The sequence below is a fragment of the Streptomyces sp. NPDC102283 genome, from assembly GCF_044766265.1.
Taxonomy (GTDB): domain Bacteria; phylum Actinomycetota; class Actinomycetes; order Streptomycetales; family Streptomycetaceae; genus Streptomyces.
The window spans coordinates 95584-108744 of the sequence record NZ_JBIWLQ010000023.1 but is presented as its reverse complement, the minus strand read 5'-3'; the positions used below and the strand labels follow the sequence as shown (position 1 = coordinate 108744).

The 13161-nt window shown below is 74.3% G+C and carries 11 protein-coding genes; 6 read left to right on the top strand and 5 right to left on the bottom strand.

The window, feature by feature from the left end; genetic code table 11:
- Positions 1–131: 131 nt before the first annotated feature.
- Positions 132–1088, top strand: coding sequence for a DMT family transporter (locus ACIRJT_RS33370; protein WP_403916761.1), 957 nt, complete (start codon positions 132–134; stop codon positions 1086–1088).
- Between the two features lie 81 nt (positions 1089–1169).
- Here the strand turns inward: ACIRJT_RS33370 and ACIRJT_RS33365 are convergent, their stop codons facing one another.
- Positions 1170–1865, bottom strand: a complete 696-nt coding sequence (locus tag ACIRJT_RS33365; protein WP_403916758.1) for a pyridoxamine 5'-phosphate oxidase family protein — start codon at positions 1863–1865, stop codon at positions 1170–1172.
- 35 nt (positions 1866–1900) lie between these two features.
- Here ACIRJT_RS33365 and ACIRJT_RS33360 point away from each other — a divergent pair, with 35 nt between their 5' ends.
- On the top strand, positions 1901–3232 hold the full coding sequence (locus ACIRJT_RS33360; protein ID WP_403916755.1) for an aminotransferase class I/II-fold pyridoxal phosphate-dependent enzyme: 1332 nt from the start codon (positions 1901–1903) through the stop codon (positions 3230–3232).
- Here ACIRJT_RS33360 and ACIRJT_RS33355 read toward each other — a convergent pair.
- On the bottom strand, positions 3219–4295 hold the full coding sequence (locus tag ACIRJT_RS33355) for a DMT family transporter (RefSeq protein ID WP_403916752.1): 1077 nt from the start codon (positions 4293–4295) through the stop codon (positions 3219–3221). The two genes, ACIRJT_RS33360 and ACIRJT_RS33355, sit on opposite strands and share 14 nt — an antisense overlap.
- 74 nt (positions 4296–4369) lie before the next feature.
- On the opposite strand from ACIRJT_RS33355, the gene ACIRJT_RS33350 reads away from it, so the two are divergent.
- Positions 4370–5296, top strand: a complete 927-nt coding sequence (locus ACIRJT_RS33350) for a LysR family transcriptional regulator (RefSeq protein ID WP_403916749.1) — start codon at positions 4370–4372, stop codon at positions 5294–5296.
- A gap of 52 nt (positions 5297–5348) precedes the next feature.
- Here the strand turns inward: ACIRJT_RS33350 and ACIRJT_RS33345 are convergent, their stop codons facing one another.
- Entirely contained in the window at positions 5349–5819 is a 471-nt protein-coding gene (locus ACIRJT_RS33345) for a pyridoxamine 5'-phosphate oxidase family protein (protein ID WP_403916746.1), read from the bottom strand.
- A 158-nt stretch (positions 5820–5977) separates the two neighbouring features.
- On the opposite strand from ACIRJT_RS33345, the gene ACIRJT_RS33340 reads away from it, so the two are divergent.
- On the top strand, positions 5978–6655 hold the full coding sequence (locus ACIRJT_RS33340; protein ID WP_403916743.1) for a cysteine hydrolase: 678 nt from the start codon (positions 5978–5980) through the stop codon (positions 6653–6655).
- Here ACIRJT_RS33340 and ACIRJT_RS33335 read toward each other — a convergent pair.
- Complete coding sequence (locus ACIRJT_RS33335; RefSeq protein ID WP_403916740.1) at positions 6642–7091, bottom strand: Rieske (2Fe-2S) protein; 450 nt, start codon at positions 7089–7091, stop codon at positions 6642–6644. The two genes, ACIRJT_RS33340 and ACIRJT_RS33335, sit on opposite strands and share 14 nt — an antisense overlap.
- 198 nt (positions 7092–7289) lie before the next feature.
- Here ACIRJT_RS33335 and ACIRJT_RS33330 point away from each other — a divergent pair, with 198 nt between their 5' ends.
- Positions 7290–10091 carry an ATP-binding protein gene (locus ACIRJT_RS33330; protein ID WP_403916838.1) on the top strand — a complete coding sequence of 934 codons (2802 nt, stop codon included), beginning with the start codon at positions 7290–7292 and terminating at the stop codon, positions 10089–10091.
- A gap of 203 nt (positions 10092–10294) precedes the next feature.
- Complete coding sequence (locus tag ACIRJT_RS33325; protein WP_403916737.1) at positions 10295–12073, top strand: S8 family serine peptidase; 1779 nt, start codon at positions 10295–10297, stop codon at positions 12071–12073.
- Positions 12074–12165: 92 nt separating this feature from the next.
- Here the strand turns inward: ACIRJT_RS33325 and ACIRJT_RS33320 are convergent, their stop codons facing one another.
- Positions 12166–13155 (bottom strand): alpha/beta hydrolase, encoded by a 990-nt coding sequence (locus ACIRJT_RS33320; protein WP_403916734.1) that lies wholly within the window; start codon positions 13153–13155, stop codon positions 12166–12168.
- Positions 13156–13161: the final 6 nt, after the last annotated feature.

Genomic DNA, 13161 nt, shown 5'->3' with positions numbered 1-13161 from the left:
CCGCCTCCTGCCGCCTAGCGCGGGCGGCCACTCCTGACGAAGACCGGGCTCGGGCAGTCCCCGAGCGGCTCGTCGCTGCCCGCGTGCGGAGCCGAGCGACCTGCCACCCTGTCCTCCTCTGGAGAAGTCACATGTCCATCCCTGTTGGTTCCGCGCTGCCCGTCGGGCGGAGCATGCTGTACCTCGTCGTCGCCGGAGTCGCCTGGGGCACCGCCGGCGCGGCGGCGTCCCTGATCTTCCGGGTCAGCGATCTCGGCCCCCTCGCGCTGTCCTTCTGGCGCTGCGCGGGCGGCCTCCTCCTGCTCGTCGGCGCGCTCGCCCTGCGTCCCCGCCGGGCGCCGCGGGAGGTCGAACCCCGGCGTCGTCGGCTGCTCCGGATCCTCGGTACCGGCATCGGTCTCACCGTGTTCCAGAGCGCGTACTTCGCGGCGGTCGAGGTCACCGGCCTCGCGGTCGGCACCGTCGTCACGCTCGGCGCCGGGCCCGTCCTGATCGCCGTCGGGGCGCGTCTGCTGCTGGGCGAACGCCTCGGCCGGGGCGGCCTGGCCGCCGTGACCGGTGCGTTGGCCGGGCTCGTCGTGCTGGTCCTGGGCGGCGAGGGCGGCGACGTCGTGCCGGTCGGGGTGCTGCTCGCGCTGCTGTCCGCCTCCGGGTACGCGGCCATCACGGTGCTCACCCGTCTGCTCGGGCGGGACGGCGGCGGCGGTGACGCGCTGACCACCAGCGCCTGGGCGTTCGGTATCGGAGCGGTGGGCCTGTTGCCCATGGCGATGGTCGAGGGGCTGGTGCCGCACACCGCCGAGACGGGGCAGGTGCTGTGGCTGCTGGTCTACGTGGCCGCGGTTCCCACGGCGCTGGCCTACGCGCTGTACTTCGCCGGGGCGGCCGCCGTCCGATCGGCCACCGTCTCCGTGATCATGCTGCTGGAGCCGGTGAGCGCGGCCGTCATCGCGGTGACCGTCCTGCGGGAGCGGCTGACGGCGGCCACGGTCCTCGGCACGCTGCTCCTGCTGACCGCCGTGGCCGGACTGGCCCTGGCGGAGGCGCGCGGCGCGGCGGCCCGCCGGAGGGAGGCGCCGGCGGTGTGACGGGCCCGGTCCGGTAGGGGCTGAGGTGGTGTTGTCGCGGCAGCCCCGGCCCGCCACGGCTGCCGCGGCCTCCGTCGGCGTTCAGAGCGCGGACAGGTAGTCCGGTACGGCGATGGCCGGATCCATGTCGTCCGCGGGGACCGGCGCCGCATAGCCCCGGGTGAGCGGCACGATGCCGGTCCAGTGGGGGAGGGCGCCGTCCTCGGGCTCGTCGTTGGGCCCGCCGGTGCGGACCTTCGCGGACACTTCGTCCAGGTCCAGCCGGATCACCGCCGTCGCGGCGAGTTCCTTGGCGTCGGCCGGCCGGGAGTCGTGGGAGCGGCCGGGCACGACCTGCTCCACGATCGCGTCCAGGGCGAGTCGGCGCTCCTCGGGGTCGGTCACCGTCACGGCCGTGCCGTGCACCACCACCGAGCGGTAGTTCATCGAATGGTGGAAGGCGGACCTGGCCAGCACGAGGGCGTCGACATGGGTGACCGTCAGGCAGACCGGCAGACCGGGGTCGGCGCCCTTCGCCGACCGCAGCGGTCGCGATCCCGTCGAGCCATGGACGTACAGCCGCTCTCCTATCCGGCCGAAGAGGGTCGGCAGGACGACCGGGGCGCCGTCGCGCACGAAACCCAGGTGGCAGAGGTAGGCCTCGTCGAGGATGGAGTGGACCAGCTCGCGGTCGTAGGAGGCGCGCTCCTTGGACCGGGTGGGTACCGTGCGGTCGGTGGGCAGGTAGGGGGCGGCGACGCCGGAGCCCGTGTCGGCGGGCGCTGCGGGGTGCTGCATGGCGAACTCCATTGCACTAGTGCATACTGTCGTTTGTGCTAGGAGAGTATCGGATCAGTGGGCGACGTGCATCGGAGATCGCCGCGAGTGTGGAGCGCGGGGTCGGCTCCGGGGACCTTCCGCCGGGCCATGTGCTGCCCCCCATGCGGGAGTTGGCGGCACGTCTGGAGGTGAACCCCAATACCGTGGCCGCCGCCTACCGGACGCTGCGCGAGCGCGGCGTGATCGAGACGGCCGGGCGCCGAGGTAGTCGGGTGCGTCCCGCCCCGGCCAGCACATCGCGCGGATCGCTGCGGATCGAAGCGCCCCCGGGCGTACGGGACCTGGGCGAGGGCAATCCCGATCCGGAGCTGCTGCCCGACCTCGGGCCGGCGCTCGCCGCGGCCGCCGCCGCCGACGCGGAGAGCCGCGGACTCTACGGGCAGGCGGCGGTGGTCGCGGAGTTCGCCGCGTACGCCCGCGCGGGGCTGGACGCCGACGGGGTCCCCGCCGGGCCGGTCGCCGTGACGTCCGGAGCCCTGGACGCCATCGAGCGGGTCCTCGCGGCGCACCTCAGGCCGGGCGACGCGGTGGCGGTGGAGGACCCCGGCTGGGGCAGCGTGCTCGACCTCGTACCGGCGCTCGGGCTGCGCGCCGTACCGGTCGGCGTGGACGACTCCGGTCCGCTGCCCGCGGATGTGGAGCGGGCGCTGCGGGCCGGGGCGCGGGCCCTCGTCGTCACCGATCGGGCGCAGAACCCGACCGGCGCGTCCCTGGACGCGCCGCGCGCCCGGGAGCTGCGTGCGGTCCTCGGGCGCCACCCGGACGTGCTGCTGATCGAGGACGACCACGGGCACGCCATCGTCGACCTGCCGCTGCACCCGCTGGCCGGGGTGACGGCCCACTGGGCGTTCATCCGCTCGGCGGCCAAGGCGTACGGCCCCGATCTGCGGGTCGCCACGCTCACCGGGGACGCCGTCACGGTCGACCGGGTGGCGGGGCGGCAGCGGCTCGGGCCCGGCTGGGTCAGCCGGCTGCTCCAGCGCGCCGTGCTCCAGCTGTGGACCTCGGGCGCCGTCGACACCCCTGCGGTGTCCCGGTCCTACGGTGATCGCCGGGACGCGCTCATCCGTGCCCTGGCGGAGCGCGGCGTGAGCGCCCGGGGCCGCAGCGGGATGAATGTGTGGGTGCCCGTGAGCGATGAGACCGGAGCGGTCGCCCGGCTGCTCCACGCGGGCTGGGCCGCCGCCCCGGGCGCCCGCTTCCGAATGGACACGCCCCCGGGTGTGCGGCTCACCGTCTCCCCGCTCACGGCGGCGGACATCGGGCCCCTGGCGGACGCGGTGGCAGCCGCCGCGGGTCCGGCGCGGCCGGTCAGCTACGGCTGAGGCCGGCCGCGTCCGCACCCGGCGGGACGGCTCGGTCCGCCGCGGACTCCGGTGCGGCGGCGGCCGGGGCCCCCGCGGGCTCCGGCACCGCGGCAGGGCGCGCCCGACTCTGGGTGAGGGCCGCCCCGACGAGGACGATCGCTGCTCCGACCGGAGTGTTCCAGCTCAGCTGTTCGCCGAGCAGCGCGACGCCCGCCGCCGTCGCGATCACCGGGATGAAGTACGTGACCATCTGGGCCGTCGTCGGGCCGACCTCCTGGACCAGGCCGTACTGGAGCAGCACCGCGAGGCCCGTGCCCAGCGCGCCCAGGGCGAGCACCGACAGGGTCGGGAGCAGCGGGAAGGACGTGGGCGCCGAGGTGAACACCGGTGTCACCACGGCCAGTTGCACAGTGCCGAGGAAGAGCTGGCTGCCCGTCAGCGCCAGCGTCGACGATCCCGTTCCGGCCAGGGTGCGGCGGACGTAGATCCAGCCGACCGGATAGCAGAACGAGGCGAGCAGCGCCATGCCCGTACCCGGCAGATCCAGGCCGGAGAAGCCCTGCCAGGCGCCCAGCACCGTGAGGACGCCGAGGAAGCCGACGCCGAGACCGGCCACCCGGCGGCGGGTCGGGCGGTCCTCCGACAGGGCGACCACCGAGAGTGCCATGCCCCACAGGGGCGAGGTGGCGTTGCAGATCCCGGCCAGCGTCGAGGGGATCGTCAGCTCCGCGTAGGAGAAGAGCGAGAACGGCAGCGCGTTGAGGAGGAACGCCGCGACCGTGAGGTGCCCCCAGGTCCGGGCGGAGCGCGGCAGCCGGTCCCGGCGCAGCGCCATGGCGGCGACCAGGACCGCCGTACCGGCCAGCAGCCGGCCGAAGGTGACCTGGAACGGGGCGTAGCCCTCGGTCCCGACCTTGATCAGCAGAAAGCTGAACCCCCAGATGAGCGAGAGCCCGGCGAACCGGATCCGCCAGTCGAGGGCAGGGCGCCGCGCGGTGGGCGCGGTCGGGGCGGTCGGGGCCGGCGGCGGGGGAGGTGCTGACGCCGGGGCCGTGGCCCTCGGCTCGCAGGGAGCGCTCATGAGGTCCACCCTGGCGAAGATGACGTATTAGAACAAGTGAATCCTTCTTCGCTCGATCGCGTAGCATCGCTTACATGTTGAATCTGGAGCGGCTGCGCACGCTGGACGCCCTCGCCCGCCACGGCTCGGTGAGCGGGGCGGCCGACGGGCTGCACGTCACGACGTCGGCGGTCTCCCAGCAACTGGCGAAGCTGGAGCGCGAGGTGGGGCAGCGGCTGCTCGCCAGATACGGCCGCGGCGTCCGCCTCACCGATGCCGGCCGCCTGCTCGCCGACCACGCCGCGCGGATCCTGTCGCAGGTGGAACTGGCCCAGTCCGACATCGAGGCGCAGCGCGGCGAGGTCGTCGGCGAGGTACGGATCAGCGCCTTCCCGACCGCGGCCCGCGGGCTGTTCCCCGCGATGCTCACCTCCCTGCGCGCGGACCACCCCGATCTGACCGTCCGCACCCGGGAGCTGGAGCCCGAGCAGGGGCTGCGCGCGGTGCTCCGCGGCGACGTCGACCTGGCCGTCGTGCTCGACTGGAGCAACAAGCGGCTGCCCGTGCCCGGCGGGCTGGCCAAGGCCGAACTCCTCGACGACGCACCGGACATCGCCATGCCGACCGGACACCCGCTGGCGGACCGTGACGAGGTGGAGCTGGAGGACTTCGCGGACGACGAGTGGGTGTCCTGGCCGGAGGGCGAATTCTGTTACGAGTGGCTGATGTTCACCCTGCGCTCCCGGGGTATCGAGCCCCGCATCGCCCACCTGGCAGGTGAGCACCACACGCAACTCGCTCTGATCGCAGCCGGGTTCGGCGTCTGCGTGGCTCCGCGGCTGGGGCGCGGCCCGGTCCCCGAAGGCGTGCGGCTCGTGCCGGTGCGGCAGACCGTGCGACGGCACGTCCACGCGGTCTGGCGCACGGACGCGGACCGTCGGCCGTCGGTCCGCGCCGCGGTGAAGGCGCTGCGGACGGCGGGCGCGGGCGTGAGTGCGGGCGTGGCGGCGGATGGCGGATGAACCCCGGAGGCCGGAGGCCGGAGGCGGGGCCGGGTCCGGGGCGGCCGGGGGCTCAGGCGAGATCGGCGAGTTTGCGGAAGTCCCAGGAGGTGATCGCCTCCGGCGTGAGCCGCAGCCAGGCGTGCCGCCCGTCGTGCGGCATCTGCGTCATGCCGAAGTACTTCACGGGGAACAGCTGCTCCGCCTGCACGAGTTCGGGGCAGGGCTCGCCCGTGCGGGGCGCCTCGCCGACGAACTCCGCCCGGCCGGTGAGCTCCACGCCGCGCAGCTCCTCGTACCCCTCGCCGTTGTCCACGACCACGGCGATCCTGGCGTCACCGCGCAGCTGTGACCAGCGCAGGCTGCGTGTGATGGAGTACAGCCAGAGGGAGCCGCCGTCCCAGACGAACCACAGGGCGCCGATGTGCGGAGCGCCGTCGGGACCGAGCGTCGCGACCCGGCAGGTGCGCTGTTCGCCGAGATAGGCGTCCCGCTCCGCGGGCGTCATCATGATCCGGCGGCCTCGTCGCTGGGTATCGGTCATGGCCGCCCTCTCCTGGGTTCTGACTACGGGTCAGAAATCATGGACGCTCTTCCTTCGTGACGCAATGGCCGCTACTCTCGCGCGCCCGGTCCGATCACGGAAGTTCGCCCGCCGGGGCCCGTCTTCCCGGGCGGCGGACACCGGAAGGGGGAGCGACCGTGCCGTCGAGACCATCACAGGAGCGGCTCACCGAGCTGATCGAACCCGCCACCACCGTCCTGCTGACCGTCGAGTGCCAGCAGGGCGTCGTGGGGCCGGACAGCGCACTGCCCGAACTCGCCGCCGCCGCACGATCGTCGGGCGCACTCGCCAACATCGCCCACCTCGTCGACGCCGCCCACGAGAGCGGCGTCCAGGTGATGCACGCGGTCGCCGAGAGCCGCCCCGACGGCCGCGGCGGCAACCACAACGCGCGGCTCTTCCGTGCCGCTGCCCGGCTGCCCGTCCAGCAGCACACCGGCAGCAGCGCCGTCCGGATCGCACCACCCATCGAGGTGGCCGACGAGGACCTCGTCGTCCGCCGGCTGCACGGCCTCTCGCCGCTGGCCGGCACCGACGTCGGCGCTCTGCTGCGCAACCTCGGCTGCCGGACGCTCGTCGTCACCGGCGTATCGGCCAACATCGCCATCCCCAACGCCGTCTTCGACGCGGTCAACCTCGGCCACACGGCCGTCGTACCGGCCGACGCCATCGCGGGGGTACCCGCCGAGTACACCTCCGCGATGGTCCGCAACACGCTCGCCCTGGTCGCCACCGTCACCACCACCGCCGCGATCCTGGGCAGTTGGAAGCGACCGCGCGGACAGGTGGGCGAACCGTCCGCTACGCCAGCCTGATCGAGTCGCCCTCGACGGTGATCTCGCGGGCGGGCAGCGGCCGGGTGGCGGGCCCGCCGGTCGGGCCGCCCGTGGCGGCGTCGAACGTGGAGTTGTGGCAGGGGCACGTGATCGCGCCGTTCGAGACGTCCTTGACCGCGCAGCCCTGATGGGTGCACAAGGACGAGAACGCCTTGAACTCTCCCGGCTGCGGCTGGGTCACCACCACCTTCTGCGCGGCGAAGACCACCCCGCCGCCCTCCGGGATGTCCGCGGTCGCGGCGAGCACCTCTTTGCCCTTCCCGCCGCCGCTGCCGGGCTGCTCGACCGTGTCCGAGCCTCCCGATCCGTCCGATCCGCCGCACGCCGTGAGGGCGGCAGCCGCTCCGGCCGCTCCCACCGCGGCGACGACCGTGCGGCGTCCGAGGAGGCTCCGGTGCTCCTGCGTTGCGCTCATCGCGGCATTCCCTTCGTCGGTCTTCCCGGCTCGCTCACTTCGGTCAGGGGTACGTGCCCCCGCAGCGCCATGTTCACGCCGGGATGCCTGGACACCTGAGCGCCTGAACGCCGGGATGCCGGTACGCCGCTGGACGGCCCCGTCGACCGGGGGTAGTTTCGCCGACATCTGCCGCCGCCGTCAGGGGAGTCCGCGTTGGTGCTGGTCGGACGGACCGGAGAACTGCACGCCCTGCTCGATGTGATCGCCCATCCTCCGTCCGTCGCCCTGATCGAGGGGGAGGCGGGCGTCGGCAAGACCCGGCTGATACGCGAGGCAGTCGGACACCCCGTGCCCGGCCCCGGCCGCCCGCCCGGCACCCGGGTTCTCGCCGGCGCCTGCCCGCCGCTGCGCGAGCCCTTCCCGTACGGTCCCGTCTTCGACGTCCTGCGCACCCTGGAGGGCGCGGTCCCCGAGCGGCTCAACCCGGTCTGCGGGGCCCTGCGCCCCTACCTTCCCGAACTCGCCGAGCAACTGCCGCCCGAACCAGCCCCGTTGCTCGATCCGCAGGCGGCGGCCCACCGTCTCTTCCGGGCCGTGCGGGCACTGCTCGCCGCGGTGTCCCCGGTGGTCCTCGTCGTGGAGGACCTGCACTGGGCCGACGACGGGACCCGGGACCTGCTCCGCTTCCTTGCCGAAGACCCGCCGCCGGGCCTCGCCACCGTCCTCAGCTACCGTCGCGAGGACCTCAGGAGCGGGGCGCTGCCGCTGGGCCGCGCCTACCGGCACCCGCCGGGCGTCACCTCGGTGGTCCTCCCGCTGAGCCCGCTCGACGTCGCCGGAGTCAGGACCCTCACGGCGGCGCTGACCGGCCGTGACGTCCCCGCCGCCGTGGCGGACCGGCTGCACGAACGGACGGCGGGCATCCCCTTCGTCCTCGAATTCGTCCTGGAGGAACCGGGCGAACTCGACGGATCCCACGGTGCGGTGCCCCTCCTCCTGCGCGACGCCATGGCCGAGCGGGTGGCGGGCCTCTCCGAGCCGGCAGCGGCCGCCGTGCACGCCACCGCCGTACTGAAAGTGCCCGCCGCCGAGGAGTCGATCGGCGCGGTGGCGGGCCAGGACGGCGAGGAGGCGGCCGACGCCCTCCGGGAGGCCCTGCGCGCGGGCGTGCTCCACGACTGCGGGGACGACCGCTACGGCTTCCGGCACGGTCTCGCCCAACAGGCCGTCTACGAAGGGCTCCTGAGACCGGACCGGCGGCGACTCCACCGGCGCGCCACCGCGGTGCTGGCCGCCCAGGAAACCCCGCCGCTCGTCCAGCTCGCCCACCACACCCGCCAGGCCGGCGACCTGACCGCCTGGCGCGCCTACGCCGAACAGGCCGCCGAATCCGCCCGGAGGCTCGGTGACGCGGCGCTCGCCGTCGAGCTCTACGAGGGGCTCCTGGACGACCCCCGCCTCCCGGAGGAGGACCGGGCGCGGCTCGCGGTGCGCCTCAGCCGGGCCGCCCTCTTCGGACTGGCCCACCGGCGCTCCAGCCGGCTGCTGCGCCGCGTCGTCTCCTCCGCGGCCTCCGCCGAACTGCCGGACGCCGTACGGGGCGAGATCCGGCTCAACCTGGGACTGCTGCTCAACAACCAGGCCGGCCGGCACGAACAGGGCCGTCTGGACACCGAGCTGGCCGTGGACGAGCTGCAGACACGCCCCGAGCTGGCCGCCCGCGCCATGGCGGGCCTCGCCATGCCCATGTGGGGCGAGCACCCCGTCGCCGTCCACGCGCACTGGGCCGAACGGGCCGAGGAACTCGCCGCCCGACACGGCGACCGGGCGCTGCGGCTCGCGGTGCGCGGCAACCATCTGGCGCTGCGGGTCTGCCTCGGCGACGGCGACGCGGTGCGCGAGGAGGCCGAGAAGCTGCTCGTCGACGGGCGGAGCCCGGCCGAGCGCGTCGAGCTGGCCCGGATGTGCGCCAACGCGGCCGACGCCTGCGCCTGGGCGGGCCGGTCCGCCGACGCCGAACGCTTCCGGGACGAGGGAGTGCGGCTGGCGGAAGCGGCCGGAGCGCCCTTCCTCAGCGGCATCATCGAGGGCACCGCCCTGCGCATGGCCTGGTCGCGTGGAGCCTGGCGCGGCCTCGCCGACCGGGCCCGCACGGTCCTGGCCGACGCGCCCGGCGTCTCGGGCATCGCCTCCGACGCCCACCTCGTCCTCGGGCTGCTCGCCGAGACCCGCGGGGAGTGGGAAGCGGCCCTGGAGCACCTGGACGCGGCGGCGCTCGGCGACCCCGTCAACGCCCCGGCGCCCGCACTCGCCGCCGCGTCGGCCGCCGCCGTACGGATCCGGCTGGAGCGGGGCGAGAGCGACCGGGCGTGCGCGGAGGCCGCGCGGGCGCTGGGCCGGGTCCGTCGCAAGGGCGTCTGGGCCTGGGCCGCGGAGCTGGTTCCGGCCGCGCTGACGGCGTACCGAGCGGCGGACCGCGCCGCCGAAGCGCGCGACGTGCTCGCCGAGTTCACGGCCGGGCTCGGCGACCTGGACGCACCCGCCGCGCGGGCCGCGCTCGCCGCCTGCCGGGGCGAGAACGCCCGTGCCGCCGAACGGTACGCGGCGCTCCCGGCCCCGTATCCGGCGGCGTTGTGCGCGGAGCGGGCCGCCGGAGGGGAGGTGGAGCGGCTGCGCGCGGTCGCCGCGCGCTTCGAGGAGCTGGGTGCCGTACGGGACGCCGCCCGCTGCCGCAGCGCCCTGCGCGAGCGGGGCGCCGGAGCTCCGCAGGGGCTTCGGCGGGGGCGCAGGGGATACGGCAACGAACTCTCCCCGCGCGAACGGGACGTCGCCCGCCTGGTGGCGACGGGTCACACCAACCGGGAGATCGCCGACGTGCTGTTCCTGTCGCCGCGCACCGTGGAACAGCACGTCGCGAAGGTGCTCCGGAAGCTGAACGTGTCCGCCCGCGGCGCGGTGCGGGAGACCCGCTATGACGGCGTCCCGGATGATTCCGGGCGTACGGGGGCCATTGAATAGGTGGCGCTACGCAGTGCCGTACGGATTGTTCCGGCCCTGGCGGGACCGGAGAGTTGCCCCCGTCGTCGCCCCGGGCGCACACCCTGCCCCACGCCCCAGCCCGGAGCGGCGGCTCCTGTGCCACCCGTGCCGGGCCGCCCTCCCCAACTCTCGGCGGCCCGGCACGGTTCCCCATCACACGGAGCCAAGGGAGCAAACAGATCATGCGCACAACCAGCAGACCGCGCCTTCTCGGCGCACTGTGTACCGCGGCCGCCGCGACCATGGCGCTCGGACTCGCCGGAACCGCCCCCGCCCACGGGGCGACCGCCCCCGCCTCTCCCGCCGAGGGCCGTATCCTCGGCGCGGACCGGGCCGAGGCGATACCCGGCCGCTACATCGTCGCCCTCGACGACGCGCCCTCGATCGCCGCGGGCACGGCCGCCGCCGGCCTGGTCGCCGAGCACGGCGGCACGGTGCGCACCGTGTACTCCACCGCTTTCAAGGGCTTCGCGCTCAAGGCGACCGCCGCCCAGGCCCGGAAGCTGGCGGCCGAGCCCGGCGTCCGCTACGTCCAGGCCGACGCCGAGGCCCGGGCCACCGGAACCCAGCCCAACCCGCCTTCCTGGGGCCTGGACCGGGCCGACGGCGTCAAGGACTCCTCGTACGCCTACCCCAACGAGGGCGAGGGCGTGACCGCGTACATCGTGGACACGGGCCTCTACCGCCAGCACACCGACTTCGAGGGCCGCGCGTCCTCGGGCCGCGACTTCATCGACAACGACGCCGACTCCGCCGACTGCCACGGACACGGCACCCATGTCGCCGGCACCGTCGGCGGTAAGAGCCACGGCGTCGCGAAGAAGGCGAAGCTCGTCGGGGTCCGGGTCCTCAACTGCCAGGGCTCCGGCTCCACTTCGCAGATCGTCGCGGGCATGGACTGGGTGGCCCGGAACGCGCAGAAGCCGGCCGTCGCCAACATGTCGCTCGGCGGCGGCAGCGACCAGGCCATGGACGACGCGGTCCAGGGCGCGATCAACGCCGGGATCCCGGTCGCGGTCGCCGCGGGCAACGACAACCGGGACGCCTGCAACACCAGCCCGGCCCGGCTGCCCGCCGCCATCACCCTCGGCTCCACCGACAGCAACGACGGCCGCTCCAGCTTCTCCAACTACGGCCGCTGCCTCGACCTGTTCGCCCCCGGCGGTTCCATCGTCTCCACCCGGATGGGCGGCGGCACCCAGACCATGAGCGGTACGTCCATGGCGTCCCCGCACGCGGCCGGCGCGGCGGCGATCCACCTCTCCGCCCACCCGGACGCCACTCCGCAGCAGGTGCGGGACGCCCTGGTGGACAACGCCCTCTCCGGTGTCGTCACCAACCCCGGTTCCTCCTCCCCGAACAGGCTGCTGGACGTCACCGACCTCGGCGGCGGCCCGGCCGAACCCGGAAAGCCGGTCGCCGCGTTCACCGCCCAGTGCTCCACGACCACCGCTGCCTGCTCCTTCGACGCCTCCGGCTCCACCGACCCGGACGGTGACATAGCCGCCTACGCCTGGGACTTCGGCGACGGAACCGAGGGCGAGGGCGCGAAGCCGTCCCACACCTACACCAAGGCGGGCACCTACGACGTCGAGCTCACCGTCACCGATGACAGCGGCGAGAGCGGCACCCTGACCAAGCAGGTCACCGCCGGAACCACCGAACCCCCGACCGGCCGGGCGCCGACCGCGTCCTTCACCCTCTCCTGCTGGTACGGGGACTGCTCCTTCGACGCCTCCGGCTCCACCGACCCGGACGGCGACATCGCCGCCTATGCCTGGAAGTTCGGCGACGGCACGACCGCCTCCGGCGCCACCGCCTCCCACCGCTACCCCTCGGCCCAGCGCACCTACACCGTGCAGCTGACCGTCACGGACCGGGGCGGACGCAGCGGCACGGCCTCCCGCCAGGTCTCCTGCTTCGCCTTCTCCGGCGGCCAGCCGCTCTGCTTCGCCGGCTGACGGCCGTACGCGCGGAACGCCGCGAGCCGCCGCGGGCCCGGAAGTCTCCCCGGGCCCGCGGCGGCTCCGCCGTACGCCGGTGGCGCGGCCCGTCAGGCCTTACGGAGGCGAGCGACGATCCCGTCCAGGTCCCGCTGGAAGAGATCCGGTCGAACGAAGTGGCCGCCGGGCACCTCGTGCCACTCGTGCCCGATGCCCGCCGAGCCGAGCCGCTCGCGGAACTCCCGCTGACCGGCCAGGACTTGCGTCTCGTTGACCGTGTCGAACCAGTTGACCGGGTCGGGGCTGGTGCCGGCGACCAGGAACACACGCTTGTTCCGGTAGCTCTCGACGCGCTGCACCGGGTTGTCGGCGCTGACCCGGGCCTCGTCCCACAGCGGCGCACCGTAGACCGTGGCGCCGCCCAACTCCACAGCGGCAGAGGAGAGGTTCGCCCAGTGGGTGACGAGCCCGGCGTCGCGTCGCAGGCTGGCCGGTCCCGAGTGGGAGCTGACCGAGGCGAAGTGCCCGTAGTACTTGGCCGCGTACTTCAGCGCGCCGAAGCCCCCCATCGAGAACCCGGAGACGGCCCGACCGTCGTACTCGGCGTACGTACGGAAGTTGGCGTCGACCCACGGGAGCAACTGCGCGATGTGGAAGGTCTCCCAGTCGCGGGGGCCGACGTTGGAGCCGACCGGATTGGAGTACCAGCCCGCGGATCCGCCGTCGGGCATCACGACGATGATCGGCTTCCCGGCGGTCCAGGCGCGGATGCCCAGCCGGTCGAACGTGATGAAGTCCTGTCCGGTGCCGCCCCCGTGGAACAGGTACAGGACCGGGTACCTGCGCCCGCTGGTGTGGTAGCCGTCCGGAAGCAGGACGTTGACGCCCGGGTCCCAGCCGATCGCGTCGGTCGCGAAGCGGAAGTAGCGCATGCGGGGATCTCGCTCGTCGCGGTCCACGACGCGCAGACCGAAGCCGTCGCCCACGGCGTGGGCGGCGGATGCCGATGCCATGACGCCTGCCGCGCCGAGTGCCGCCGTCGCGGTCAGTCCGGCGGCGGCTTTCATGACGCCTCTGCGGGTGGGCCGTTGCGTGCTCAACGTGAC